Genomic DNA, 25126 nt, shown 5'->3' on the forward strand with positions numbered 1-25126 from the left:
ATGGTGATCTGGCCGTTGGTTTCATCAATGGCCAAGGTCTTCCACTCGGGGTTGTTGGCTTCGCCCAACCCGCCAAGATCGGAGGCGCGCAAGAAGCGGTCCGGCACCAGACGGCCATCGGCGCGCTTTTCCAAACGCACCAGCATCGGCATGTCGGTGGTCTTGCGGCAGTAATCAACGAAGTAGTCCGTGGCCTTGTCGACGTGGAACTCTTTCAGGATCACATGACCGAACGCGAACGCCAGCGCGGCGTCGGTGCCCTGCTTGGGATGCAGCCAATGGTCGGTGAGCTTGGCCACTTCCGAATAGTCGGGCGTGATCGCCACCGTCTTTGTGCCGTTGTAGCGCGCCTCGGTGAAGAAGTGCGCGTCCGGCGTGCGCGTCTGCGGCACGTTGCTGCCCCACGCGATGATGTAGCGGCTGTTGTACCAGTCGGCCGATTCCGGTACGTCGGTCTGCTCGCCCCACACCTGCGGGCTGGACGGCGGCAAATCACAGTACCAGTCGTAGAAACTCAGGCAAACACCGCCCAGCAGCGAGAGATAACGCGCACCGGAGGCGTAGGAAATCATCGACATCGCCGGGATCGGCGAGAAACCGATCACGCGGTCGGGGCCGAATTTTTTCACGGTGTAGAGGTTGGCCGCCGAAATGATTTCGTTGACTTCATCCCAATGCACACGCGCAAACCCGCCCATGCCGCGGCGGGTCTTGTAGCTTTTGGCTTTGTCGCTGTCTTCAACAATGCTGGCCCACGCATCCACCGGCGCCTTGGCCTTGCGCGCCTCGCGCCACAGCTTCAGCAGCGCGCCGCGCACCAGCGGGTACTTCACGCGGTTGGCGCTGTACAGATACCAGGAATAACTGGCACCCCGCGGGCAGCCACGTGGCTCGTGGTTGGGCAGATCCGGGCGCGTGCGCGGATAGTCGGTCTGCTGGGTTTCCCATGTCACCAGACCGTTCTTGACATAGATCTTCCAGCTGCAGGAGCCGGTGCAGTTCACCCCATGGGTAGAACGCACGATCTTGTCGTACTGCCAACGCGCACGATAGGAATTTTCCCATTCGCGGCTTTCGGTTTTGGTGACACCGTGGCCGTCGGCAAACTCTTCCGGGTTGCGTTTGAAGAACTGCAAACGGTCAAGGAAATAACTCATGAGAACATCCTCTTGGCAGGTGAACGCAGGTTGCGCGCACGCATTTTTTCTTTGAAGGCGGCAGCACCGGCTGCCGCGTTGTGGTTGTCCAGCTTCAGCATGGCGTCTTGATGCGACGACTTGGCACAGCGTCTCAGCATGGTGTTTCGGCACCACGACGGAAGTACCACCACCACGTCACCGCAAGGCAGGTGGCGTAAAACACCACGAAGCCGTACAGCGCCATTTCCGGGCCACCGGTCCACGCGATGGAGGAGCCGTAGCTTTTCGGGATGAAGAAGCCACCGTACGCACCAATGGCCGAACTGAATCCGATCACTGCCGCCGATTCAATGCCCGCTTGGCGGGTGGCAGCCACCTTGCCTTCGGCATCCTCATTGACCGACCAGCGCGCATGCAGGGTGCGAAAGATCACCGGGATCATGCGGAAGGTGGATGCATTGCCAATCCCCGACAACACGAACAAGCCCATGAAGCTGCCGAGGAAGCCGTAGAAATTGCCGCCCTGACCATGCTGCGGCAGGAAATGCAGCACGCAGAACACGCCAACAATCATCAGCGCGAACACCCAGAAGGTCAGCAGCGCGCCGCCCAACTTGTCGGCCAACCACCCCCCCACCGAGCGCATCAGTGCACCCACCAGCGGGCCCAGGAAGGCGTAAGTCATTGGATTGACATCGGGAAACTGGGTTTTGATCAGCATCGGGAAGCCGGCCGAAAAGCCGATGAACGACCCAAAGGTGCCGATATACAGCCAGCACATCAGCCAGTTGTGCTTGCGCTTGAAGATCACCGCCTGCTCGGCAAACGAGGAACGCGCCGCCGCCAGATCATGCATGCCAAACCATGCGGCCACCGCGCAGATCAGCAGAAACGGCACCCATACAAACCCCGCGTTTTGCAGGAACAGTTGCTTGCCTTCGGCGGTCAGCTGCGGGCCACCGACGACCCCGCCGAACAGTGCCATCGTGATGACCAGCGGAATCACGAACTGGGTAGCCGACACGCCCAGATTGCCCAGCCCCGCATTCATTCCCAGTGCAAAGCCTTGCTTGGCCTTGGGATAGAAGAACGAGATATTGGACATCGACGAGGCGAAATTGCCGCCACCGAAGCCACACAAAATGGCAATCGCGACGAAGTGCCAGTACGGGGTGCTGGCGTCTTGCACCGCAACGCCCAGCCAGATCGCTGGAATCAACAGCGAAGCGGTGGCAATTGCGGTCCAGCGGCGACCACCGAACATGGGCACCACAAACGAATAGAAAATGCGCAAGGTGGCGCCGGACAACGCGGGCAACGCCGCCAGCCAGAACAACTCATTGGTATCAAACGTGAAGCCCACCTTCGGCAGGCTGATGGTCACTGCCGAAAACATCTGCCAGATGGCAAACGCCAGCAACAGTGCCGGGATGGAGATAGCGAGGTTGCGATTGGCGATCCGGTTGCCGGTTTTCGCCCAGAAAGCAGCGTCCTCCGGATGCCAATCATGGATCATGGAACCGATGCTGATGGGTTTTTCAGCCATTTGCGCACTCATGGGCCTACCTGCAGGAACGGGAATCCGATCGTGGGGGCCGCGCCCCGCAGGGCAGGCGAACCGTCACTATGCACCTATGGTGAGGCGCAACCTGGCAGCTCGATTTGATTCCAGTCAAATCTTAGCCAATCCCACCTCTTGAGTTGATACAGATCAAGCCCTACCGTATTTACCCATTGGTGCCGTCATTCCTCGGTGTCCACCGCTTTGCGTTTGAATGGCCCCCGCTGGCGTACGCTATCGCGCACATCGACTTCAAATTCAACGGTCAATGCCGCCGCCGCTGCGACCGGCAGTGTGAATACCAACCCGTCGCGGCACGGCAGGCGCGCGACGTAGGCTTGCAGTGGCAAGGCCGGCAGGTCAACGCGCCAACCATCGGGGATGGCCACCAGTGCGGCGGCCGCTGCGTCCACCTTGTGGACTTGCATACGATGCGCCTGCGCACCCGGTAGCTGGGTGTAGTTTTCCACCCCCTGCCCCGCTTGCAGCTGCGCCAATTCGGCCTCGTCAAGGCGCAGCCGTAGGCATTGCGCTTGCCATTGCACTTTCATGGGTGCGATTGCCGGTGCTGCGCGGCATGCTGCGGGTCGTCATGCGGGTGGTCGTGCGTGTGCGTGGTCTCGCACAGCGAGCAGCCTTCGCTCCACACGCTGTCACCGTCGATGTAATGCTCCTGCTTCCAGATCGGGCTGGTGTGTTTGACTGCTTCCACCACTTGCCGGCAGGCGCGAAAGGCTTCATCACGATGCGGGGTGCCGGCGGCCACCACCATGGCCAAGTCACCAATCCCCAAGCGGCCTTTGGCGTGGCCGATATAAAGTTTGAGCTTGCCGCCGAAGTCGGCCTCGGCACGCGCCGCAATCGCCGCAAACCCATTCAGCGCCAGCGGCACAAACATGTCGTAGCTGATGCCGGTGACATCGCGGCCGTGGTTCAAGTCGCGCACGCGGCCCACAAACATTGTGATGCCGCCAAAGCCGGAATCCGACACAAAATCAAGCGCCGCTGCCGCGTCCAATTTGCCGTCGGCGATATCCAGCACTTCGGTCTGATGCTGCGTCATCGTCAACCCCCACTGACCGGCGGCAGGATGGCCATCTGGCCGTCGGCGGGAATGCCATCGCCATCCCGCAACACGCAAGTTGCACTGGCAAAGGCAGACCGCGCCAGCAGTGCCGGCTGGAATGTGGGCCAATGCGCCTGGCCGTAGGCCGCCACGGCCTCGCGCAGATCGGCCACGCGCGCGCCGTCGGCCACATCCAGAGTCAATTGCGCCGTGGGTTGATAGTCCCGAAACGCGCCAAACAAGCTCAATGCCACCCTCATGTCACCACCTCATCCCATTGCGGGGGCAGCCAATGCCCCAAGCCATACACCTTGACCGCGCTGCCGGCGATGGCGGCGTCGGTGTCTTCGATAACAATCCAGCAATTGGCCTCGGCCAGCGGTGCAATGCGAAATGACTCCTGCCCTGCCAGCACCCGTGCTTGCAACTGGCCGTGCGGATTGATTTCCAAACTTCCCTTTAGATGAAAGCGCAGCGCTGCGCGCTTTTTGAAGGTGGCGGCCAACGGCACCCGCAGCGGGCGTTCTGGTGGCAGGCCCAACATCACCCGCAGTGCGGGTTCCACAAAAAACCGCAGGCCCACCGCGCTGGACACCGGGTTGCCGGGCAAGCCGAAATACAACTGCCCACCCGGCAATGTGGCAAACAACAAGGGCTTGCCGGGGCGGATGCGCACTTTGTGAAAATGCAGGGTTGCGCCGATGCTACGCAGTGCATCCGGCACGAAGTCATAGCGGCCCATCGACACCGCACCGGTACTCAGCACCACATCGGCACCGGCGGAAAGCGCACGTTCCAGCGCGGCCAAAAATGCGGCGGGCGCATCGGTGACGGTTTCCCGATGCGCCACCTGCGCACCGGCATCGCGCACCCGCTGGGTCAGATACGGGCCATTGCTATTGCGGATTTCACCCGAGGCCAATGCCTGCGTGGGCGCATCCACCAATTCGCGGCCGGTGTTCAAGATGGCCACCTGCGGCGTGCTGGCCACGTTGACCTTGGCAATCCCCAGGGCGGCCAGCAACATCAACTGCGGCGCATCCAGCCGCGTGCCGGCTTTCAAAATATGCGCGCCGCTGCGGACATCTTCCCCACGCAACCGCACATGCTGACCGGGGTGGACCTCGGCAGTAGTGCGGATACGCACCGGGCGGCCGTGCGCATCCTGCGCCATCACATCCACCTGCTCCACCGGCACCACCGCATCCAAACCTTCGGGCAGGGGGGCGCCGGTCATGATTTCCCACGCGCCGGTGCTGGCCTGCACTTGTGCATCGCCAGCGGCCTGTGCGCCGGCCACATCCCATTCCGCACCCGCCGCCAACACCTGTGTGCCGATACGCAGCGCAAACCCGTCCATGGCGGAATTATCGAACGGCGGCAAATCTTCGCCGCTCACACTGTCTTCGGCCAAGACCGCGCCGGCAGCGTCTTGCGCTGCGCACGTTCGCGCGGGCAAGCGTTGGGCTGTTTGCACAATCAGCGCAAGGGCTTCATCAAAGCCAATCATGCGTGCGGCCTGCCGTCGATCATCGCCAAGGCATGCGCCAGCAGCGGTGCCAAAATGTCCATCCCCTGCTGTGCTGCACGCGGGCTGCCCGGCAGTGCGAACACCAACATGCCGCCCACTTGCACCACCTCGGCACGGCTGAGCCACGCCAGTGGGGTGTGGCGGGCGCTTTCGCTGCGGAACATCTCCGCCAAACCGTCCACCCGTCGATCCGCGACCAAGCGCAAGGCCTCCGGGGTGACATCGCGCGCACCCAGCCCGGTGCCGCCAGTGCACAGACAAATGCGAATCCCCTGCGCCGCCAACGTACGCAGGCGTTCGGCCAAGGGGTCGATGCCATCGGGGAGTACGTCGATGTGCGCAACCTGTGCGCCCAGTTTGCGTAAGCCGTCCACCAACAACGGGCCGGAACGGTCTTCATACGCACCCGCGCTGGCACGATCGCTTAGGGTGATGACGGCGCAGGCTACCGCGTCCAATCGCGCCAAGTCACGTGGCTGGTAGTGCGCGCGTTCGTCCTCATCCATGCCGTCTGGATGCACCCACAAACCCTTCTTGCCGCCCTCTTTGAACAATAGACGGATGCCGCTGATTGTCAGTGCCGGCTGCACCGGTTTGGTCAAATCGTACAGCGTCAGCAGCGCGGCATTGACGCCGGCCAGTGCTTCCATTTCCACGCCGGTACGGGCTTCCAGCGCGCATTCGCAATACACGCGAATGGCGTGGCGCGCTGGCACCGGCACGCAGCGCACGCGCACCAGTTCCAGTGAAATGGGATGGCATAGCGGCATCAGCATCGCGGCCATCTTGGCCCCTTGCAGGCCGGCGATTTCTGCCATCACCAGCGCATCACCTTTGGGCAGGCGGCGCTCGACCACGGTGGCAAACGCCTCCGGTCCTGGTAAAAATTCGCCCACCGCCACCGCGCGCCGGCGGGTGGGCCGTTTGCTGCGGATATCGGCCATGTAAAAAGCCGCGTCACGTTGCGTTGTCATGTTCAATCAACCACCAAGCGAAGCCAAATGCGGGGTGATGCCAGTGTTGCCTTGATGCAAACCGTGGCCGGCGGCCTTGAGTCCTAGCTGGGTGGCGATGCGTGCGCACAATGCGTCATGGTCGGCATCCGATTGCAGCAAGGGGCGCAGCGGAATACCGAAGTCCCCAAACAAACACAGCCGCAAATCACCGCGCGCGGTCACGCGCAAACGGTTGCAACCGGCACAAAAATCTTTGGAATACGGCGCGATGATGCCAATCCGTCCGCGATAGTCGGGGTGCGCATATTCGCGTGCGGGACCGGCATCAGCGGCGCGCGCTTGCTGCGTCCAGCCGGCATCCAGCAACTGCTGTTCTAGCGCGTCGGCGCGGTAATGGTGGCGTTCGAAATACGCTTTGTTATCGCCAGTGCGCATGAGTTCGATAAAACGAATGACGATGTCGCGCTGGCGCAGATAGTCACACCACTGCGGCAGCTCATCGTCATTCAAACCGCGCAGCAATACTGCATTGAGTTTGACCGCATCAAAGCCAAGCCGCAGCGCCATCTCCACGCCGTCGGTGACTTCCGCAAAGCGGTCGTGACCCGTGATCGCGGCAAACCGCGCCGGTTGCAGGCTGTCCAAACTGACATTGAGTGCGGTCAGTCCGGCCTTGCGCCAGATGCCCACATGCTTGGGCAGCAAGCAGCCATTGGTGGTCAGCGCTATCTTCTGCACACCCGGTGTGGATGACACCGCCGCAATGATGGATGGCAAGTCTTTGCGCAAACTGGGCTCGCCACCGGTCAAACGAATTTTGCGCATCCCCACCGCAGCAAAACCGCGCACCAGCCGGCAAATTTCATCCCTTGTCAAAAACGTGGGACGCCCATCGGCTTGGTAGCCATCTGGCAAGCAATAGCTGCAACGGTAGTTGCAGGCCTCGGTCAGCGACAGACGCAGATAAGGAAATGTGCGGCCGAAACCGTCCACAAGGGTTGCCATCTCAACGCTCCAGTCCAAATACGGGAGGCCGACCCGTTTCCGATGCCGACCCGGTGGCCTTCATTGCGCGGACGAACGTCGCGATGAAAACCACGGCCTGGTGGCCATATCCTTCGCCATACGAAGAACACAGGCCGCCGGGCTTGGAGTACCGCCGGAAGGATCCCGGCTTGGGCGATAGCTTAGCCCCGCCGATGATGCGCGCGCTTGATCGCGATCAATAAACACTGGCGCAAGCCACCATTTGTGCGGCCCATCCTAGGATTGGGAGTGTAAGCTGCGCGCCATTCTCCTCCGGCTATTTGCACGTGAGTCTTGCCCTATGAGCCTTGCCACATTTCAAGATCTACTCGACGCCGCCCATCGCCAGCCAGAGCCGCAGCGCCTGCTATTGGTCTTTGCCAAGGTGGAACTGCCGGAAAACGCCAGCACCGAGCAGCATCAGCGGTTTGCACGGGGCGAAGGCGGCACCATTTCGCCTAGCCTATGCGTGGATAAGGCCCCGGCCGAGATCGCCAATTTCAATACCCTTGTCGCAGAGTCCGCCCACACCGGCCAAGACTGGGACATCGTGTTTGTGGGTGGCCTGTCTGGTCATGGCGGGATTGCGCCTAGCAGCGACGAAGCCGCGCAGCCGCTGCGCTTCATGGTTAACGCCATCAATAATGGGCAAGTCGCGCAATTTGCCGCATTTGATCGCAGTGGCGAGGTGTTGCAGTTTGGTTGATAGCCTCAGCCAACCAGCAATAACCGCAAGGTCTGCAAGCCCACAAAGAAGGCAACCAGCACGGTATTGATGGCCCAACCCACGGTCAGCGCCTGCGCCATCACCCCATACCGCGGATCCTTGGCGCTGGGCGCAACTTTCCACACCGCCGCCACGATCCAAGCGGTGTAGGCGAGCAGGAACACCAGCATGCCAAGGGTGGCGGCCGGCAATTGGTGGTGATTGACCAACCAGTACACCGCCAGCCACAGCGCGCTGCTAGGGATCACGCCATACAACCAGAACACCTTCCATAGCGGGCTGCGCTCGGGCAAATAAGTGATTTGCATGGTCTGCATGATGCTCCCCTAAGTGGCGTTATGTCGCTCTTTTTTCAGCATAGCACCACCCTCCACGCGGCGGCCATGCACAGCTGTGCGACACTTCCGAAATGATCGCGCTTGTTTCCACATTACTGCTGTATCTGGTTGCTGCCGGCTGGCTAGCACTGGGAGTACAGCGCCCAGAATCTCCCCTTCCTTACGGCTGGCGACTGCCCGCCGGTGTTGCCGTCCTGCTGCATGCGCTGATCCATTGGTTGAACTGGAAGCACACCGGCAGCACCAATCTGCATTTCTTTGCGGCGCTGTCACTGGTCGGGCTGGGGATGGCGGCACTGACCACGTTTGCCGGCATGGGCGAACGCCTGCGCGCGCTTGGGGTGGTGGTGTACCCCCTTGCCGCCGTCGCACTCTTGGCTTATGCACTGTACGGGCGTGCCAACCCGCCAGAACCGCTGGATTGGCGCTTGTTGCTGCATGCTTGGCTGGCTCTGCTGGCCTATGCCACGCTGGCGCTGGCGGCGGTGCTGGCGGTGTTTTTGTGGGCGCAAGAACGCGCTTTGCAGCGCCGCCAGTTTCATCTTTGGTTGCGTGCGCTACCGCCGCTGACTGCGCTGGAAACCCTGCTGTTTCGCACCATTGCCGTGGGATTTGTACTGCTGACCGCCACGCTGCTGACCGGCGTGCTGTTTGTGGACAATCTGCTGGCCCAGCATTTGCTGCACAAAACCGTGCTCAGCCTGCTGTCGTGGCTAGTGTTTGGCGGCTTGTTGCTAGGCCGCTGGCGACGCGGTTGGCGCGGCAGCACTGCCGTGCGCTGGACGTTAGTGGCGATGGCATTGCTAGTGTTGGCGTTTTTCGGCAGCAAATTTGTCCTTGAACTGGTGCTGCACCGGAGCGGCTGAACCAAAATTCAATGCAAACACATTATTTGCATTGACAAACATTGCGCAGGCTATCAAACTGCGCGCCATGAATGCATCCACTTCGTCTTTGGGCAGTTGCAGCGGCTCGGCCTTGGGCCTGCTGTTTCGGCAAACCCGTGATGCCATGCGTGCCTGCATGGAGCGCGAATTGGCCGATGCCGGCCATGAGCTGACCTTCAGCCAGTTCATCACCATCAAAAAATTGGCCGAAGGCATCGCCAGCGTGACCGAGCTGGCCCGCGCCGCCGACCTCAACCCCGGTGCAATGACTCGCCTGCTGGATAAGTTGGAAGCCCGCGGCCTGCTGGAGCGCGTGGCCGACCCCACCGACCGGCGTGCCCTGCACATCCACCTGACCGAGGCCGGCACCGCCATGTGGCGCGATATCGACCAATGCGGCCAGCGTGTACGCGAGCGTGCGCTGCGCGGAATGGATGACGCCACCCGCGTGCAATTGACCCGTCTGCTGGAACAGACCCGTGACAACCTGCTTGCCGAAGACTAAGCCCATGCTACGAACTGCAACCCTCGCCGTCGCGTTGGCCGGCACCGTGCTTTTGGCCGGCTGCGCCAGCAGCAAGGGATTGGCCACCCACGAGCATCTGCGTGATGCGGCCAGCCTGCACAGCCAACAAACGTTGGCCGGCACCCCCCTATCCGCCGCCGCCTGGCCTAGCGCGCGTTGGTGGAGCGCCTTTGGCGACCCACAACTGAATGCGCTGATGGAGGAAGCGCTGGCCGGCGCACCCTCGCTGGCCGCCGCCGATGCGCGTGCGCGCAAGGCGCAGGCACAGGCGGGCCTGGCCGATGCTGCACGCAAACCTACGCTGGGCGGTAGTGCGCAGGTGCTGGGCATGCAACTTCCACAAACCCTGGCTGGCAACGAATTGGGCGGCAAGTTTCAAGTCGCCGATTTACTGATGCTGAGCTTCAAGTACAGCCCGGATCTGTGGGGCAAGGACAACGCTAAATGGCAGGCCGCAGTAGGCAATGCACATGCGGCCGAAGTGGATGCGCAGGCTGCGCGATTGAGCCTGACCGCCAATATCGCGCGCACCTATATCGCATTGGCACAAGCCTTTGATCTGCAGTCGGTTGCGCAAGCCGAGCACACCCGTGCCGAGGCTCTGGTGCTGTTGGATCAGCAGCGGGTCAAAGCCGGCGTGGATAATGGCATCGCCTTGGCGCAACACCAAAGCATGGCAGCAGGTGCCCAGCAGCAAGTGCAGGCGGCGCAGCAGCACATCGACCAACTGCGCACCGCATTGGCCATGCTGGTTGCAGCCGGCCCAGACCGTGGCCTTGCCATCACCCGCCCGCAATTGGCGCAATCCGCGCTGGCGATCCCGGCCAGCCTGACCAGTGACTTGCTGGCGCAGCGTGCCGATCTTGTGGCCGCACGCTGGCGGGTAGAAGCCGCGCAACACGGTATCGATGCCAGCAAAGCGGCGTTTTATCCCAGCCTCAACCTCAGTGCCTTGGCCGGACTGGCCGCAGGCAATCTGGGCGACTTGTTTGGCAACAAAGCGCTGCTACTCAACGGTGGCCCGGCGCTGAGCCTGCCCATTTTTGAAGGCGGCCAGTTACGCAACCAATTGCGTGCCAGCCAGGCCGATGCTGACCTCGCCGTGGCCAATTACAACCAAACTTTGTTGAGCGCGATCCACGACGTGGCCGATGCGGTGCAAACCGCACGCACCCTGGATGCACAAATCGCCACCACAACCCAAGCCCGCACGGCAGCGGCAACGGCGTTCAGCAACGTGCAACAACGCCAACGCGCCGGGCTTGCATCGCGGCTGGACAGCTTGAACGCACAAAAGCCCGTGCTGCAACTGGAACAACAACTGGCCACCCTCGTCGCCGCCCGCCGCAGCGCCAGCGTCGATCTTGATCAAGCCCTCGGTGGTGGCATCGCCATCGAAGCCAGCATCAGCCCTGACGCCGCCGCACAGACCACTGCATCCAAGTGATACACCATGACCACTGAAACCACCCCCAACACCTCTGCCGGCAAGGCCGCCACACTGCCTGCATCGCAATCATCGCTGCCAGCTGGCAACGGCAAGCGCCGCCGCGCATTGCTGATCCTGTTGACGATCATCGTTGTGTTGGCGGTCGCATGGGCCGCCTATTACCTGCTGGTGGCACGTTGGCAGCAAGACACCGACGATGCTTATGTGCAGGGCAATGTGGTCAGCATCACCCCGCAAACCATCGGCACGGTGGTGGCCATCCATACCGATGACGGCATGCGTGTACACGCCGGCCAAGTGCTGGTGCAGCTGGACCCCAATGACGCCAAGGTGACGCAGGAACAAGCGCAGGCCAACTTGGCCAGCACCGTGCGGCAAGTGCGTGGGCTGTATAGCAGTGTGGAGTCGGCGCAGGCCGACATCGCCGCGCGCGAAGTAGCACTGAGCCAAGCCCGTGCCGACGTGGCCCGCCGCAGTGGCCTGGTGGCCAGTGGTGCGGTGTCCGCTGAAGAATTGGCACATGCACAAACCCAGTTGAAGGCGATGGAAGCCGCGCTGTCGGGCTCACGCGGGCAACTGGCGCGCAGTCATGCCTTGGTCGATGCCACCACCGTGGCCAACCAGCCGCAGGTGCAAGCGGCGGCCGCGCAACTGCGGCAGGCGTATCTCAACGCACAGCGCACGGCCATCGTGGCCCCCATTGATGGCTATATCGCCAAGCGCAGCGTGCAATTGGGCCAGCGGGTGCAACCGGGGGTAGCCTTGATGGCCATCATCCCGCTGCAACAAGTGTGGGTGGATGCCAACTTCAAAGAAACTCAGCTGCACAATTTGCGCTTGGGCCAGCCGGTCAAACTGACCGCTGATATGTATGGCGACGATGTCACCTTCGCCGGCAAAGTCAGCAGCCTGGGGCTGGGAACAGGTAGCGCGTTTGCGCTGCTACCGGCGCAAAACGCCAGCGGTAACTGGATCAAAATCGTGCAGCGCGTGCCGGTGCGCATCGCGCTGGAGCCCGCGCAATTGCGTGCGCATCCACTGCGCTTGGGCATGAGCATGGCAGTCAAGGTCAATGTGCGCGATCAAAATCTGCCGGTGTTGCCGGCGGCATCCACCGCACAACCGGTGCTGGCCACCGATGCCTATGCCAAGCAATTGCATGATGCCGATGCGCTGATCGCAGCGATCATCGAAAAAAACCTGCCGGCCCACCAGCGCTGATCGCGGCGGCCACATGACCACCCTTGCCGAACAGGAAGAAAGCGCCGGCTTGCCCCCCGGTCGCGAGGCCGCCCCTACCAGCCTTGCCGATTTCCGCCCGCCCAATGTGCCGCTGACCACGCTGGGTCTGGCCTTGGCCAGCTTTATGCAGGTGTTGGACACCACGATTGCCAACGTGTCCTTGCCCACGATTTCCGGCAACTTGGGTGGCAGTGCCAACCAAGCGACCTGGGTGATCACCTCGTTTGCGGTCAGCACCGCGATTGCCTTGCCGCTGACCGGTTGGCTGGCGCGCAAGTTTGGTGAGCGCAAGCTGTTTATGTGGTCCACGCTGGGGTTTGTGTTTGCATCCTTCCTATGCGGCATGGCGCACAGCATGGGCTTGCTGGTCACCGCCCGCGCATTGCAAGGCCTACTGGCCGGGCCGATGTACCCCATCACCCAAGCCCTGCTGCTGTCCATCTATCCGCCCGCAAAACGCGGCCACGCCATTGCCTTGCTGGCCATGGTGACTGTGGTAGCCCCCATCGCCGGCCCCATTTTGGGCGGCTGGGTAACCGACAATTACAGTTGGGAATGGATTTTTTTCATCAATATCCCCATCGGTATTTTTTCCAGCGTGGTGGTGGGCAAACAACTGAAAGGCCGCCCCGAAAAACTTGAAAAACCCAAGATGGACTACATCGGTCTGGCCACCTTGGTGCTGGGCGTGGGCGCATTGCAAATCCTGTTGGACTTGGGCAATGACGAGGACTGGTTTGCCTCGCACACCATCGTGATCCTTGCCATCGTGGCGGTGATCTCGTTGGCGGTGTTTGTGATTTGGGAGCTGACCGACAAAGACCCCATCGTCAATCTGCGGTTATTCAGGCACCGCAATTTTGCCGCCGGCACTGCAGCGATGGTGGTGGCCTATGGCGCGTTTTTCAGCGTTGGCATTTTGGTGCCGCTGTGGCTGCAACGCAATTTGGGCTTCACTGCGGTGTGGTCCGGGTTTGCCACTGCACCGATTGGCATTTTGCCAATTTTGCTGACCCCCTTTGTGGGCAAATACGCCAACCGGTTTGACCTGCGCATCTTGGCCAGCTTCGCCTTTGTGGCGATGTCACTGACCAGCTTTATGCGCGCCGGATTCAATCTGGATGTGGATTTCAACCATGTCGCGTGGGTGCAGTTGTTCCAAGGCATTGGCGTGGCGTTGTTCTTTATGCCGGTGCTGCAAATTCTGCTGTCGGATTTGGCACCGCATGAAATTGCCGCAGGCTCTGGCTTGATGACGTTTTTGCGCACCCTGGGCGGCAGTTTTGCGGCCTCACTCACAACATATGCCTGGAGCGAGCGCGGCGCGATTCACCACGCGCATCTGACCGAAAAAATTTCCGCACTGGATCCGGTGGCCATGCAACAAGTGGCTCACTACGGCGGCGGTGACCCGCAACGCGGCGCGGCGGTGCTGGAATTGATGATGTCCAATCAAGCGGCACAACTTGGCTTCAACGAAATTTTCCACCTGCTTGGCATCATCTTCTTGGTGGTCATCGCCTTTGTCTGGCTGGCCAAACCGCCGTTTGCCGCCAAAATTGGCGGTGCGGCGGGCGGTGGGCATTGAGTTGCGCGCCTCAGCCCGATTAGCCTATTTTATGCGCATACAGTGCGTATAAATTACGCACAAGCCATAGGAGCCACCATGCGAATCGCCTACGATGTGTCTGCTGTCAAGCGCGCACTCAACCTGTCGATCAATGCGGATCTGGTGGCGCAGGCACGCCTATTGACCGACAACCTGTCTGCAGAAGTTGAAATCCTGCTGGCAGATTTCGTGCAACGGCAAACCGAGCACAACGCCAGCAAAGCCAATCGGCTGAAACGCACAGCCGCTGCCTGGAATAATTTTTCCGCGCAGCACGGTGCTTTTGCCGACGAATTTTCTACGCTCTGAGTGGCTGTTGTGATGGCTCAGTTTGATGTCCATCGCAATCCCGGACGTAACACGACAGCATTCCCTTTGCTGTCGTCCTACAGTCATCCGTTTTTGACAGCTATCAACGGCGCGTGGTCATTCCGCTGGTTCGAAAATCGCATATCAGCACGATTCACCATGCTGGCTTCAATCCCAGTTTCACCATCACCGGTATGCAAGTCGTGTTGCATCCGTTGGAAATCGTCTCCGTTCCCGCTGAGCGACTAGGCGATCCGATTGCGTCACTGGCCGCGCAAGGCGACAAGATCATCGCGGCAGTGGATGAACTCATTTCCCGCGCTTACGGATGACCTGCTCACTCCGCCGGCACATGGATGCTGGCTTTGATGTGTTTCAAGCCGGCGACAATGGTGAAGGTCATGATCACCAGCAGTGACCACGAACTCCACTTGCCCCAGTGCACACGCGACCACGCGCCCATTTGGTTTGGGTAGCTCCAGATGCCGTAGAAGGTGCTGATGTTTTCGGCCAGCCACAAAAAGAAACCAATCAGCACGAACGCCAGCAACAACGGCATCCGACGGTCGTGGCCCATGGGCCGAAACAGCACGCTGGTGCGCGCATACAAGCCCAGCACGAAGGCGGTGATGTACCAACGGTAATCGCCCAACCAGTGATGGGTGAAAAAATTGAGGTAGATGGCGACTGCGGCCAGCACCGCCAGCCAATACGGTGGATGGTGGCGAATGCGCAAATCGAACAAGCGCCACGCTTGGATGATGTAACTGCCCACCGAGGCATACATGAAGCCGGAAAACAGCGGCACACCCAATACTTTGGTGTAGGCAAAATCGGGATAACTCCACGAGCCCATCGCGGTCTTGAACACTTCCAAGCAAAACCCCACCGCATGAAACAGACAAATCGCGCGAAACTCGTCCCATGTTTCCAATTGCGCGTGCAGCATCCACACTTGCACTGCCAGCGCGTACACCAACAACACGTCGTAGCGTGGGATGCCAAACAAACCCGCGCGTGGCATGGCAAATACCGCCACAAAAAAGAGCCCGGCAAACAAACAGGCGCGTGCTTCTTTCAGGCCAAACCACAAAAATTCACGCCAGCCACGCGACAACCACGTTGCATCTCTGACGCCTGTGGCTGAGAGCAGCCACGCATCCAGCGCGCGCAGCCACGCACCCGGCCCCATGCGGTGCCATGTGGGTGACTGGGCCGTCTGACTCACGCCTGCTCCAGCCCATCGGCAAGACGCTCCACGCCGATGACCTGCATGCCTTTGTAGCTGCCCGATTTTGGCGCGTTGGCCTTGGGCACGATGGCGCATTTAAAACCGTGACTGGCGGCCTCTTTCAGGCGCTCTTCGCCATTGGGTACCGGGCGAATTTCGCCACTCAAACCTACTTCGCCAAATGCGATGGTTTTGTCGGGCAGCGGTGAGTTGCGCAGCGATGACAGCACTGCCAGCAGTACCGGCAAATCGGCGGCGGTTTCTTGCACGCGGATGCCGCCCACCACATTCACGAACACGTCTTGATCGCCCACCATCACCCCGCCGTGGCGGTGCAGTACCGCCAGCAACATCGCCAAACGATTGCCTTCCAACCCCACCACCACGCGCCGTGGGTTGGATAGCGGCGAGGCATCCACCAGCGCCTGCACCTCCACCAGCAATGGACGCGTGCCTTCGCGGGTCACCATCACGCAACTGCCGGGTTGTGGGCTGCCACTGCCGGACAGGAAAATCGCCGACGGGTTGGCGACCTCACGCAGGCCACCATCGGACATCGCAAACACACCCAACTCATTGACCGCGCCAAAGCGATTTTTGAACACCCGCAACATGCGGAAGCGGCTGCCAGAATCGCCTTCGAAATACAGCACCGCATCCACCATGTGCTCCAGCACACGCGGGCCGGCGATGCCGCCTTCTTTGGTCACATGGCCAACCAAAAACACGGCGGTGCCGGTTTCTTTGGCGTAGCGCACCAACCGCGCTGCACTCTCGCGCACCTGCGACACCGAGCCCGGCGCGGCGGTCAGTGTTTCGGTCCACAAGGTTTGGATGGAGTCGGCAATCAGCAGCCGCGGTTTGGCTTGGATGGCCTGTTCCAGGATGCGCTCCACGCAGGTTTCGGCCAGTGCCTGCAAGCCCGCCAGCGGCAGGCCCAAACGCTGCGCACGGCCCGCCACTTGCGCCAAGGATTCTTCACCCGTCACATACAAGCCCGGCAGGCTGTCAGCCATTTTCGCCAAGGCTTGCAGCAACAGTGTGGATTTACCGATGCCCGGATCACCGCCCACCAACACCACCGCGCCTTCGGCCAGGCCGCCACCCAAAACGCGGTCAAACTCGCCGATGCCGGTGGAGGTGCGCGCCTGTGCATCGGTGCGCACATCGGCCAGCGAGGTGATCTGGGGCGCATCCAATTTGCCGGCCCAACCGCTGCGCCGCGAAGCCGGCGATTTGGCCTGCGCTGCCGACTCCAGCACGATTTCAGACAGCGCATCCCACGCCCCGCAGGCCTCGCATTGGCCCTGCCATTTGACGTAATCAGCCCCGCATTGATTGCAGACATAGGCGGTGCGGGGCTTATTGGCGGACTTGCTGGCAGATTTGCTGGGTAACTTGACCATCGATGTGTGCATTACGAACGTGGGCACTCACTGTAGCCTGCGTGCGTCGCAAATATCGAGACTGGCGCGGTACGCCCCACCATCACACAACTGCTACTGGAATAAACGACCGATGGCCAGTGCCGTTTGATATGGCTCCGGCTCATTGCGATTGGTCAGCAAGACCACGCTGAGATGTTGTGCGGGCCAGCGCACGATGACATTGCGAAACCCAATGGTTTCACCCGAATGCCAAAGCGTGTCGCCGGTGATGCGCCAACCAAACCCGTACTGGGCCACATAGCCTTCGCCGGTCACTTCAACTTGCGGGCTAAACGCCAATGCACGCGATGCGTTGGTCAGCAGGCGATCGTCATACAGCGCGGCATCCCACTTTGCCATGTCTTCGATATTGGAATAAATCCCACCATCGCCCAGCACCGCACTGGTCGTACTTTGATCGGTACGCTGCCAATGCCCATCGATATTGCTGTATCCCCAAGCCCGATGCGGCACAGCAGGGCCACCCGCAACGAATGCCAGCGTGTCATGCATCCCTAGTGGCTGGAAAATGCGTTCCCGCAGAAAATCCGGGTAGGTCTTGCCTGAAGCGCGCTCCACGATCAATGCCAGTAATGCGTAACCACTATTGCTGTAGCGATACCCGTGACCGGGTTGGAAATACAGCCGGTGTTCGCGAGTCAGTAACTGCAAAACGCCCGCATCACGAATTTGCCCTTGCCAATTCGCCCCCATCACATCTTCGTAATCAATCAGCCCCGATGTGTGCGTCAACAAATGGCGCAAGGTGATCGCGTTTGCCTCTTGCGGCAATGCAGGCAACCATTTGCGCACCGGGTCGTCGATCGTCAATTTGCCTGCTTGTGCCAGTAACAACACAGCGGCCGCTGTAAATTGCTTGCTGACCGATGCCAGGCGGAAATTGCTGCGAGCGCTAACATCTTCACCAACACTCAAATCCGCGCGACCGTAGCTACGCGTCAGCAAAGGCAGTCCGTTTTTCAACACCAGCAAGGATGCGCCAGGGACTTCGCCTTGGTAAGCCTGCATCAAGTGATCGATTGCGGCAATTGGCATGGGTGTATCCGGCGCGGTAACTGGGACATCGTAAAAAGTCGTCGGCGTAGGTTCCGGGTTTAGCCGAAAATGCCACCACTCCTCCGGCAAATTGACAAACCCCTGCGCAGCCATCGCATCACGCAACCGGTAGCGGTTACGCCGCTGTTGCGGGGTGACTTGGTCACTTTCGGTATGCGCGCGCGCCCCAAAAAAATCGAACCCGGTGCCCATATCCAAAGGCACGCATGCCGCGTCCTGCGCATCACATTGCAGCAGACCAAGATCCACGGTAGCGCCGCGACTATGGCCGGAACGTGGCGAAATATACACACCCTGCAACTGTGACTTATCCAAGTCGGGATAGAACTCGGCTTTGGCTACAAGATCGGCGGGGTCGTTCATCCAACGCACAAAATGCGCCACCGCCCGCGTGGGCCGGTAGCAGTCATATACACGCAGACGTTGATGGTGGCTGCGCAGATCCGTCTGCACGCGCGCCAAAGCGTCGGCCGCCTCACGCTTGAGCCAACAACGCGGCGCATCGTAACCGGTAACGGGGACACCCAGGAAATTGTGATTTCCGAAATAGCGAATTTCTAGGGATAACTCGGGTACCAACAATGCCACATCCACCATGCCGGCTTGCTGCATGGTGTTGGCAGGCGAATCGATAGGCGAATCGATAGACGAAGCTGTAGAACCATCGGCAGCCATGGCAAGGCCGGAGCAGGCCAACATACCTGCCAGCAACCGCGTATGCAGGTTGCGCCAATGCTTACTTGCAGTCGCCAATATGTTTGAAGTCGAGGTCTTCATAATCCGAGCTGAAATCCCCTTTGGGGTCGAATTTGGCCATCTGCAGGCGCCGCTTGTCACCGCTGCCGCTGAACTGCAGCCATGCATTTTCATCTACCGCTTCATCTCCCCAAATCAACAGATCGCGCCCATCCAGGCGACTGATGCGCCCATGCATCTTGGGGGATTTCAGTGATCGCCATTCCACCCCGCCATCGACTGCGCAGATGCGCACATCACCAAACCACGGGTCGCGCCAGACGCCTAGCCATGCTTGCATTTGCGCAGGTTGCACTGCGCTACGTTGTGCGATGGTGGGTAAGGCTGGCGAGTGCGATGCAGAGGTTGCCGGTTTGGTCAGCGCATCGGCATAGCCATCTACGCCCAACGATTTTTCTGGTGCGGTGAACAGTTTGAGCAACACCTCACCCAGCACGGTGCGGGCATTGCCAGCCTCGCCATTGATCATGAACACAAAGCCAGAATTGCGATCCGGCAACAGCATCATCATCGAATACATGCCGCCCAATGTGCCGGTGTGCGAGACCGTCCACGCACCATCCACATCGGCCAGACGAAAACCATAGGCATAGGCGTAAAAATGCGTGTTGTCCCAATCGCGGCGCTGTTTGGAAATTGGCATTGGCGTGCGCGGCTTCCACAATTCGGTACGCTGCGCAGGCCCGAGCCACTGCAATTGCTCGGCGGTGGGCTGCAAAAAGTTATTTACCCAGATCAACATGTCATCCAGGGTGCAACGAATGCCACCAGCGGGGGCCGAAGCAATGGTGGGCACCTGCGCGGCGTCAGGACGGGTGAGCACGATCTTGTTGCCATCGCGACCATGTGGCTGCGCCACGCTGCCGGCCTCGGCCAATGCGAATGCGCCCACCTTGCAGCCGCGCAACCCCAGCGGCTGCAATACCTCACGTTGCAACAAGGTTTCGTAAGCCGCGCCACCGACTGCTTCGGCCACTTTGCCAGCCACCACATACAACAAATTGTCGTAGGCATAGCCGGCGCGGAACCCATACGCCGGCTTGATGTAACGCAGGCCGCGCACAATGTCATCGCGACTGAACTGGTTGGGTTCTGGCCACAGCATTAAATCCCCGCCCCCTTCGGGCAGGCCGCTGTTGTGGATCAACAAATCATTGATGGTCATATGCGCGGTGACCCATGCATCGTGCATGGCAAATTCCGGCACATAGCGCACCACCGGATCATCCCAGCGCAGCTTGCCTTGTTGCACCAACCGCGCCAGCAATGCCGCCGTCATCGCCTTGCTATTGCTGGCGATTTTGAACAAAGTTTGATGGGTGATGGGATCACCGCTGGTATACACGGTTTCGCCATAACCACGCGCATACACCACCTTGCCGTTTTCAATCACCCCAACCGCGATGCCGGGAAGCTGGTAGCGGGCGATCACGGCGCGCACGTTGGCGTCGATTTGCTCGGCGGTGGGTGCGGTGGCTGTCGTTTGCGTTTGCGCTTGCGCTTGCGCATTGGCAACCAACAACACCCCGACTACAAGACCCAGCATGCGTGGTTTCATGGTTGTTTCCAATCGGTGGCGGGTTGTTCGCCCGCGATCATCGCATCGAATGTCTGCCGCTTGCGCACCACCGCATAGCGACTGTCATCGATCAGCACTTCAGCAGGCAATGGCCGCGAGTTATAGGTGGATCCCATCGATGCGGCATACGCGCCCGCACCTAGAATTGCGACCACATCGCCGGCTTCGCAACGTGGCATCGGCCGGCCCACAGCGAAGGTGTCGCCGGTTTCACAGACCGGACCAACCACGTCGTAGTGCACGATTTCACGGCCGGCTTCGCCACCCACCCGCACGATGTCGTGCCAGGCCTCGTACAGACTGGGCCGCAGCAAGTCGTTCATCGCCGCATCCAGTACCAGAAAGTGACGTGATTCGCCCTGTTTTACCAGCACCACGCGCGATACCAGCACGCCCGCTTCGGCCACCAGCCAGCGCCCAGGCTCGACCAGTAAGCGACCGTCGAAACCAGCAAACGCTGTGCGCAAGATCGCGGCGTAGGCCGCAGCCAAGGGGGCCACTTCACCATCGCGGTAGCGTACCCCTAGCCCGCCCCCCACATCGAGACTGTGGATCGGATGGCCCGCCATGATCAGCTGCTTGCAAAACTCCGCCATCCGCTGCGCGGCTTCGGCAACCGGAGCAAGATCGAGCAACTGCGAACCGATGTGCATGTGCAGGCCATCCAGCTGCACATTTGGCCAATTGGCCTTGTGATCAAACCAAGTACGCGCCTCATCAAGGGCAACACCGAATTTATTCTCCGCCTTGCCGGTGGAAATTTTGGCGTGCGTGTGCGCGTCTACATCGGGATTGATGCGCACCGAGGCAACCGCAATCAGCCCACGGCTAACGGCAATTCGTTGGATAGCATCGAGCTCCGCGCGCGACTCCACATTGAAGCGGCCAATCCCTGCCGTCAGCGCCATGTCGATTTCAGCATCTGTTTTGCCCACACCAGAAAACACGATGTCGGCGGCCGCAAAACCAGCCCGCAATGCACGTTGCAGCTCGCCCGCAGACACGATGTCGGCACCCGCTCCGGCCTGCGCCAACAGCTGCAATACCGCCAAGTTGCCATTGGCTTTGACCGCGTAACGAATGCCCGCATCCAGTCCCTGCAATGCCTGTTGCAGGGCGCGTACCCGGCTACGGATCATTGCTGCCGAGTACACGTACAAGGGCGTGCCCTCGTGCTCGACCAACTGCTCTAGGTCGACCCCTGCAAACAGGCCGGTACCGCAATACGTTGTCATATCCTGCATGGTTCAGACCTCAAAAAAAATGGCGGCCCGACGAAGGACCGCCCCCAGAGGTAACGTCATGGTTTGCGGCAAAGCTTGCGGAAAAATGAAATGAGCGATTAGAAGTTGTAGGTCAGTACCAACTGCGCTGAGCGCGGTGCTGTCCAGTTAGACCCTTCACCAAAGGTTTCGCGATAAACGCCCGGGGTGACTTCATAACGAGTGCGTACACGCACGGTGGTTTGCTTATTCAGCAGGTTGTACACCGAGAACCGTACTTTCAGATCCACGTCCGGCACCGGCATTGTCCACGTCACGCTGGCACCCCAATCAAATGTCCATGGCATGCGCCCAAATGCACCCAGCCCGGTGAACTGATACGTCCGCAGGTTGTAGGCCTTCTTGCAATCGGCAACACAGATCCAGCCAGAACCACCGCCACTGAAGGGCACCTCTAACAACATCATTTTCGCCTGACTGACAGCGCCGTGAGCGAATGACTCGGCTGACGCTGTCAATTGGTCATTCACAGCACGCCGTGGTTGACATAATTTTCGCGGTTTTCGCCGCCGTGACCGCCTTTCAGCGGCCACGGAAGCAAAAAGCACGGAAATTCACGTCAACGACTGCGTGCTGCGGAGGACGAATCGGCAGTGTCAGCCGAGTTATCCGCTCACGGCGCTGTCAGTCAGGCGAAAATGAGGTTGTTAGAGGTGCCCTATAGCGACCAGGCGGCAGCTGGCCAATGCGGTAGCTGCCATCCTTATTGGCCGTGGCACTGCGGCTCAGACCGGTGGAAGTGCTGGTGACCGTGACGGTATCACCCGCGTTGGCACGTCCCGCCACGCCACCGGTAGCGCTCTGCGCGAACACGGGTGCTGCCACGAGTGACGACAGGCACAGCCCCATCGCGATACTAAGTACGGATTTGCGCATGGTGCGGGTACTGCTCATGACGTCTCCCCGATCGGTGTCTATTAGTGATGTGATGACAGAAGTACAGCGGTGGTGCCCCCTGGCTGCACGACACTACGCTGCACGCCACTGCACGACATGGCAGATGTATCACCAGGCCACCGCCCTTGTCAATAATTTATTCTTATCGTATAAAACAATCGAATCACGTATTCCATCCCGCACACTATGCGCGGCTGACCAGCCATCATGCGGGCGCGGCAACACGCCTTTGCAGGCAAACCCCGCAGGGCTCGGCACAGCTGGGTACGCTCAAAAAGGAATGGCATGAACCCGACGCTTGCATCACCCCACCCCATGCTGCACCTACACCGGCTCGCGCTGACATTGGCGCTGTCGCTATGTACCTTGCCCGGCTTTTCGCGCACACCATCGCCAGCACTCGCCCCGCCCGCCAGCGGCGTGATCGGTGTGCAAGAGGCGCAGCTTGCAGTAGGTTTCTGGCTGGCGCGCGCGCCACAGCCGGATCATGTGCTGGCCACCCCTGCGCAGATCGCTGCACGCAATGTGCAGCTGCTGCACGACGATGCATCGATGCACGATTTGGCCACGCTACCGGCCACTCTCAGCCGTGCACAGGTGGAGGGCTGGATCACCACGCTGGCCACCTCGCCATCCAAACCGTTATGGGATGACACCGGCACGCCGGTACCGACAGCCACGGTGGAGGCCATCGTTGCCAATCGTGCGATGGCGACCATCCCCAGTCACCAACCCACCCGATTTGGCATGGCGGTACAGCGCACCGCATTGCGTGCCTTTCCCAGTGCTTTGCGGGTATTTTCACGCGCAGGTGAGACCGATATCGACCGCTTCCAGGAAAGCGCGCTGTTTCCCGGCGATGCGGTAGTCATTGCGCATACCAGCGCCGATGGCCAATGGCTGTTTGTGGTCAGCGCGCGCTATGCCGCATGGGTAATGGCCACGGCCATTGCCGAAGGCCCGCGCGATACCGTCTTGGGCTATGCCCTGCGCACGCCATTCCGCATCATCACCGGGGCCAAACCACGCACCGTGTTCACCCGCGAACAACCCGCGCTGTCTGAGTTGCAACTGGATATGGGCGTGCGCGTGCCACTGGCGGCATTGCCTCCTGATCAAGCCGTCAATGGCCAGCATCCCTACACTGCGTGGACGCTGGACTTACCCATCCGTGATGCCGCCGGCAAGTTGGCATTCGCCCCAGCGCTGTTGCCAAAAACTGCCGACAGCAGCGCCGCTGCACTGCCACTGACGCGCGCCAATATCCTGCGTCAAGCCTTCAAGTTTTTGGGTGAGCGCTACGGCTGGGGCCACAGCTACAACGGCCGTGATTGCAGCGGTTTTGTGTCCGACGTGTATCGCAGCATGGGCGTGCAAATGCCGCGTAACACCAGCGCACAAGCGGTCAGCCGGGTATTTTCGCGCACACATTTTGAAGCCGACAGCAGCCGCGCCACACGCATGGCCGCGATCAAGGCGCTGCACGTGGGCGACCTGATCTATATCCCCGGCCACGTCATGCTGTACATCGGCAACATCGACGGTGCGCCCTATGTCATCCATGACACCAATGGCGGCAGCTATCTTGACAGGGATGGCACACTGCACAGCATGCATTTGAATGGCGTATCGGTCACCCCGTTGCTGCCACTGCGTTTCGACAAGGACAACGACTACGTGGATCGCATCACCAATATCGTGCGGGTGGCCACACCCCTATCGAAGGGCCGCCCATGAAAATCACCGACATCCGCTTTGGCATGCTGCGCGTGCCACTGAAAACCCCCTTCAAAACCGCCCTGCGCATCGTCGAGCAAGTGGAAGACGTGGTGGTGATGGTGCACACCGACACTGGCCACATCGGTTACGGCAGCGCGCCGGCCACCGCCGTCATCACCGGCGACACCCACGGCTCGATCGTCGATGCCGTGCGCCACTACATCGCCCCGCGCTTGCTGGGCCAAGAGATCGCCAACCTCAATCAGCTGACCGCACTGGTGCAGTCGTCGATGGAAAAAAACACCAGCGCCAAGGCCGCCGTCGAGATCGCCTTGTACGACCTGTGGGGCCAGCTGTATGCCGCGCCGCTCTACCAATTATTGGGCGGCGGCGAGCCCGCCATCACCACCGACATCACCATCAGCGTGGACTACATCGACAAGATGGTGGCCGACTCGCTGGCCGCCGTCGAACGTGGCTTTGCCTCGCTAAAAATCAAAGTGGGCAAAGACATCGGGTTGGATATCGAACGCACCAAAGCCATCCACGCAGCGGTGGAAGGCCGCGCCTTGTTGCGCTTGGATGCCAACCAAGGTTGGACCGCCAAACAAGCGGTGTATGCCTTGCAAACGCTGGAAGATGCGGGGGTCAAGCTGGAACTGGTCGAACAACCTGTGAAAGCGCACGACCTGGCTGGCCTGCGCTATGTCACCGAGCGCGTACATACGCCGGTGATGGCCGATGAAAGCGTGTTTGGCCCGCGCGAAGTGGTCGAGCTGATTCGCATGCG

The 25126-nt window shown here is 60.5% G+C and carries 27 protein-coding genes and 1 riboswitch; of the genes, 10 read left to right on the top strand and 17 right to left on the bottom strand.

Annotation, left to right across the window (positions count from 1 at the left end; genetic code table 11):
• From PK789_RS07500 to moaA, 9 genes are all read right to left on the bottom strand, one after another.
• Nucleotides 1-1157: molybdopterin-dependent oxidoreductase (locus tag PK789_RS07500; RefSeq protein WP_324308154.1), on the bottom strand; the 1157-nt coding region annotated here is incomplete at its 3' end.
• Nucleotides 1154-1297 carry a hypothetical protein gene (locus PK789_RS07505; protein ID WP_324308155.1) on the bottom strand — a complete coding sequence of 48 codons (144 nt, stop codon included), beginning with the start codon at nucleotides 1295-1297 and terminating at the stop codon, nucleotides 1154-1156. The genes PK789_RS07505 and PK789_RS07500, both read right to left, overlap by 4 nt.
• A complete protein-coding gene (locus PK789_RS07510) occupies nucleotides 1291-2697 on the bottom strand; it encodes a NarK family nitrate/nitrite MFS transporter (protein ID WP_324308156.1) in 1407 nt (468 codons plus the stop codon). Before PK789_RS07510 ends, PK789_RS07505 begins: the two co-directional genes overlap by 7 nt.
• 185 nt (nucleotides 2698-2882) lie before the next feature.
• On the bottom strand, nucleotides 2883-3251 hold the full coding sequence (locus PK789_RS07515) for a hypothetical protein (RefSeq protein ID WP_324308157.1): 369 nt from the start codon (nucleotides 3249-3251) through the stop codon (nucleotides 2883-2885).
• Nucleotides 3248-3763 (bottom strand): molybdenum cofactor biosynthesis protein MoaE, encoded by a 516-nt coding sequence (locus tag PK789_RS07520; RefSeq protein ID WP_324308158.1) that lies wholly within the window; start codon nucleotides 3761-3763, stop codon nucleotides 3248-3250. Before PK789_RS07520 ends, PK789_RS07515 begins: the two co-directional genes overlap by 4 nt.
• Nucleotides 3764-3765: 2 nt before the next feature.
• Nucleotides 3766-4026: a MoaD/ThiS family protein gene (locus tag PK789_RS07525; RefSeq protein WP_324308159.1), complete on the bottom strand. Its 261-nt coding sequence runs from the start codon at nucleotides 4024-4026 to the stop codon at nucleotides 3766-3768.
• A complete protein-coding gene (locus PK789_RS07530; protein ID WP_324308160.1) occupies nucleotides 4023-5276 on the bottom strand; it encodes a molybdopterin molybdotransferase MoeA in 1254 nt (417 codons plus the stop codon). The genes PK789_RS07525 and PK789_RS07530 overlap by 4 nt, the downstream gene beginning before the upstream one ends.
• Entirely contained in the window at nucleotides 5273-6271 is a 999-nt protein-coding gene (moaCB, locus tag PK789_RS07535) for a bifunctional molybdenum cofactor biosynthesis protein MoaC/MoaB (RefSeq protein ID WP_324308161.1), read from the bottom strand. The genes PK789_RS07530 and moaCB overlap by 4 nt, the downstream gene beginning before the upstream one ends.
• 6 nt (nucleotides 6272-6277) lie before the next feature.
• Entirely contained in the window at nucleotides 6278-7258 is a 981-nt protein-coding gene (moaA, locus tag PK789_RS07540) for a GTP 3',8-cyclase MoaA (protein ID WP_324308162.1), read from the bottom strand.
• A riboswitch (molybdenum cofactor riboswitch) is annotated at nucleotides 7250-7419 on the bottom strand. It overlaps the preceding gene by 9 nt.
• 161 nt (nucleotides 7420-7580) lie before the next feature.
• On the opposite strand from moaA, the gene PK789_RS07545 reads away from it, so the two are divergent.
• The gene (locus tag PK789_RS07545; protein WP_324308163.1) at nucleotides 7581-7985 is read left to right on the top strand and encodes a ribonucleotide reductase subunit alpha; all 405 of its coding nucleotides are present in this window, start codon (nucleotides 7581-7583) and stop codon (nucleotides 7983-7985) included.
• A 5-nt stretch (nucleotides 7986-7990) separates the two neighbouring features.
• On the opposite strand, the gene PK789_RS07550 is transcribed toward PK789_RS07545, so the two are convergent.
• The gene (locus PK789_RS07550) at nucleotides 7991-8314 is read right to left on the bottom strand and encodes a hypothetical protein (RefSeq protein ID WP_324308164.1); all 324 of its coding nucleotides are present in this window, start codon (nucleotides 8312-8314) and stop codon (nucleotides 7991-7993) included.
• A 101-nt stretch (nucleotides 8315-8415) separates the two neighbouring features.
• Between PK789_RS07550 and PK789_RS07555 the strand changes: the two genes are divergently transcribed.
• The 7 genes from PK789_RS07555 to PK789_RS07585 all read left to right on the top strand — a co-directional run bounded on the left by PK789_RS07555 (nucleotide 8416) and on the right by PK789_RS07585 (nucleotide 14699).
• Nucleotides 8416-9210, top strand: coding sequence for a cytochrome C assembly family protein (locus PK789_RS07555; RefSeq protein WP_324308165.1), 795 nt, complete (start codon nucleotides 8416-8418; stop codon nucleotides 9208-9210).
• A gap of 67 nt (nucleotides 9211-9277) precedes the next feature.
• Nucleotides 9278-9736 carry a MarR family winged helix-turn-helix transcriptional regulator gene (locus PK789_RS07560; RefSeq protein ID WP_324308166.1) on the top strand — a complete coding sequence of 153 codons (459 nt, stop codon included), beginning with the start codon at nucleotides 9278-9280 and terminating at the stop codon, nucleotides 9734-9736.
• A 4-nt stretch (nucleotides 9737-9740) separates the two neighbouring features.
• Nucleotides 9741-11204, top strand: a complete 1464-nt coding sequence (locus PK789_RS07565) for an efflux transporter outer membrane subunit (protein WP_324308167.1) — start codon at nucleotides 9741-9743, stop codon at nucleotides 11202-11204.
• Nucleotides 11205-11210: 6 nt separating this feature from the next.
• Entirely contained in the window at nucleotides 11211-12428 is a 1218-nt protein-coding gene (locus PK789_RS07570; protein ID WP_324308168.1) for an HlyD family secretion protein, read from the top strand.
• Between the two features lie 13 nt (nucleotides 12429-12441).
• Nucleotides 12442-14037: a DHA2 family efflux MFS transporter permease subunit gene (locus PK789_RS07575; protein WP_324308169.1), complete on the top strand. Its 1596-nt coding sequence runs from the start codon at nucleotides 12442-12444 to the stop codon at nucleotides 14035-14037.
• Nucleotides 14038-14115: 78 nt separating this feature from the next.
• Nucleotides 14116-14367 (top strand): type II toxin-antitoxin system CcdA family antitoxin, encoded by a 252-nt coding sequence (locus tag PK789_RS07580; protein ID WP_324308170.1) that lies wholly within the window; start codon nucleotides 14116-14118, stop codon nucleotides 14365-14367.
• Between the two features lie 113 nt (nucleotides 14368-14480).
• A complete protein-coding gene (locus tag PK789_RS07585) occupies nucleotides 14481-14699 on the top strand; it encodes a CcdB family protein (protein WP_324308171.1) in 219 nt (72 codons plus the stop codon).
• Between the two features lie 5 nt (nucleotides 14700-14704).
• Here the strand turns inward: PK789_RS07585 and PK789_RS07590 are convergent, their stop codons facing one another.
• The 7 genes from PK789_RS07590 to PK789_RS07625 form a co-directional block, all read right to left on the bottom strand.
• Nucleotides 14705-15595: a DUF817 domain-containing protein gene (locus PK789_RS07590; protein WP_324308172.1), complete on the bottom strand. Its 891-nt coding sequence runs from the start codon at nucleotides 15593-15595 to the stop codon at nucleotides 14705-14707.
• A complete protein-coding gene (gene radA / locus PK789_RS07595) occupies nucleotides 15592-17004 on the bottom strand; it encodes a DNA repair protein RadA (protein ID WP_324308179.1) in 1413 nt (470 codons plus the stop codon). The genes PK789_RS07590 and radA overlap by 4 nt, the downstream gene beginning before the upstream one ends.
• Before the next feature lie 93 nt (nucleotides 17005-17097).
• Entirely contained in the window at nucleotides 17098-18879 is a 1782-nt protein-coding gene (locus PK789_RS11685) for a serine hydrolase (protein WP_503011922.1), read from the bottom strand.
• Entirely contained in the window at nucleotides 18839-20416 is a 1578-nt protein-coding gene (locus PK789_RS07610; RefSeq protein ID WP_324308173.1) for a serine hydrolase domain-containing protein, read from the bottom strand. The genes PK789_RS11685 and PK789_RS07610 overlap by 41 nt, the downstream gene beginning before the upstream one ends.
• Nucleotides 20413-21672, bottom strand: a complete 1260-nt coding sequence (gene lysA, locus PK789_RS07615; RefSeq protein ID WP_324308174.1) for a diaminopimelate decarboxylase — start codon at nucleotides 21670-21672, stop codon at nucleotides 20413-20415. Before lysA ends, PK789_RS07610 begins: the two co-directional genes overlap by 4 nt.
• Before the next feature lie 107 nt (nucleotides 21673-21779).
• Complete coding sequence (locus tag PK789_RS07620; RefSeq protein WP_324308175.1) at nucleotides 21780-22127, bottom strand: hypothetical protein; 348 nt, start codon at nucleotides 22125-22127, stop codon at nucleotides 21780-21782.
• 217 nt (nucleotides 22128-22344) lie between these two features.
• Complete coding sequence (locus tag PK789_RS07625) at nucleotides 22345-22614, bottom strand: carboxypeptidase regulatory-like domain-containing protein (protein WP_324308176.1); 270 nt, start codon at nucleotides 22612-22614, stop codon at nucleotides 22345-22347.
• Nucleotides 22615-22902: 288 nt separating this feature from the next.
• Between PK789_RS07625 and PK789_RS07630 the strand changes: the two genes are divergently transcribed.
• Both PK789_RS07630 and PK789_RS07635 read left to right on the top strand, forming a co-directional pair.
• The gene (locus PK789_RS07630; RefSeq protein ID WP_324308177.1) at nucleotides 22903-24354 is read left to right on the top strand and encodes a C40 family peptidase; all 1452 of its coding nucleotides are present in this window, start codon (nucleotides 22903-22905) and stop codon (nucleotides 24352-24354) included.
• A partial coding sequence (locus PK789_RS07635; protein WP_324308178.1) for a dipeptide epimerase occupies nucleotides 24351-25126 on the top strand: 776 nt, incomplete at its 3' end. The genes PK789_RS07630 and PK789_RS07635, both read left to right, overlap by 4 nt.

This window comes from Thermomonas sp. (genome assembly GCF_035369645.1).
Lineage (GTDB): Bacteria > Pseudomonadota > Gammaproteobacteria > Xanthomonadales > Xanthomonadaceae > Thermomonas.

Bases quoted from the DNA above. Each gene is read 5' to 3' on its own strand.
- PK789_RS07505 (WP_324308155.1), bottom strand. From the start codon at position 1,297: ATGCTGAGACGCTGTGCCAAGTCGTCGCATCAAGACGCCATGCTGAAG.
- PK789_RS07510 (WP_324308156.1), bottom strand. From the start codon at position 2,697: ATGAGTGCGCAAATGGCTGAAAAACCCATCAGCATCGGTTCCATGATC.
- PK789_RS07515 (WP_324308157.1), bottom strand. From the start codon at position 3,251: ATGAAAGTGCAATGGCAAGCGCAATGCCTACGGCTGCGCCTTGACGAG.
- PK789_RS07520 (WP_324308158.1), bottom strand. From the start codon at position 3,763: ATGACGCAGCATCAGACCGAAGTGCTGGATATCGCCGACGGCAAATTG.
- PK789_RS07525 (WP_324308159.1), bottom strand. From the start codon at position 4,026: ATGAGGGTGGCATTGAGCTTGTTTGGCGCGTTTCGGGACTATCAACCC.
- PK789_RS07530 (WP_324308160.1), bottom strand. From the start codon at position 5,276: ATGATTGGCTTTGATGAAGCCCTTGCGCTGATTGTGCAAACAGCCCAA.
- moaCB (WP_324308161.1), bottom strand. From the start codon at position 6,271: ATGACAACGCAACGTGACGCGGCTTTTTACATGGCCGATATCCGCAGC.
- moaA (WP_324308162.1), bottom strand. From the start codon at position 7,258: ATGGCAACCCTTGTGGACGGTTTCGGCCGCACATTTCCTTATCTGCGT.
- PK789_RS07545 (WP_324308163.1), top strand. From the start codon at position 7,581: ATGAGCCTTGCCACATTTCAAGATCTACTCGACGCCGCCCATCGCCAG.
- PK789_RS07550 (WP_324308164.1), bottom strand. From the start codon at position 8,314: ATGCAAATCACTTATTTGCCCGAGCGCAGCCCGCTATGGAAGGTGTTC.
- PK789_RS07555 (WP_324308165.1), top strand. From the start codon at position 8,416: ATGATCGCGCTTGTTTCCACATTACTGCTGTATCTGGTTGCTGCCGGC.
- PK789_RS07560 (WP_324308166.1), top strand. From the start codon at position 9,278: ATGAATGCATCCACTTCGTCTTTGGGCAGTTGCAGCGGCTCGGCCTTG.
- PK789_RS07565 (WP_324308167.1), top strand. From the start codon at position 9,741: ATGCTACGAACTGCAACCCTCGCCGTCGCGTTGGCCGGCACCGTGCTT.
- PK789_RS07570 (WP_324308168.1), top strand. From the start codon at position 11,211: ATGACCACTGAAACCACCCCCAACACCTCTGCCGGCAAGGCCGCCACA.
- PK789_RS07575 (WP_324308169.1), top strand. From the start codon at position 12,442: ATGACCACCCTTGCCGAACAGGAAGAAAGCGCCGGCTTGCCCCCCGGT.
- PK789_RS07580 (WP_324308170.1), top strand. From the start codon at position 14,116: ATGCGAATCGCCTACGATGTGTCTGCTGTCAAGCGCGCACTCAACCTG.
- radA (WP_324308179.1), bottom strand. From the start codon at position 17,004: ATGGTCAAGTTACCCAGCAAATCTGCCAGCAAGTCCGCCAATAAGCCC.
- PK789_RS11685 (WP_503011922.1), bottom strand. From the start codon at position 18,879: ATGAAGACCTCGACTTCAAACATATTGGCGACTGCAAGTAAGCATTGG.
- PK789_RS07610 (WP_324308173.1), bottom strand. From the start codon at position 20,416: ATGAAACCACGCATGCTGGGTCTTGTAGTCGGGGTGTTGTTGGTTGCC.
- lysA (WP_324308174.1), bottom strand. From the start codon at position 21,672: ATGACAACGTATTGCGGTACCGGCCTGTTTGCAGGGGTCGACCTAGAG.
- PK789_RS07620 (WP_324308175.1), bottom strand. From the start codon at position 22,127: ATGATGTTGTTAGAGGTGCCCTTCAGTGGCGGTGGTTCTGGCTGGATC.
- PK789_RS07625 (WP_324308176.1), bottom strand. From the start codon at position 22,614: ATGAGCAGTACCCGCACCATGCGCAAATCCGTACTTAGTATCGCGATG.
- PK789_RS07630 (WP_324308177.1), top strand. From the start codon at position 22,903: ATGAACCCGACGCTTGCATCACCCCACCCCATGCTGCACCTACACCGG.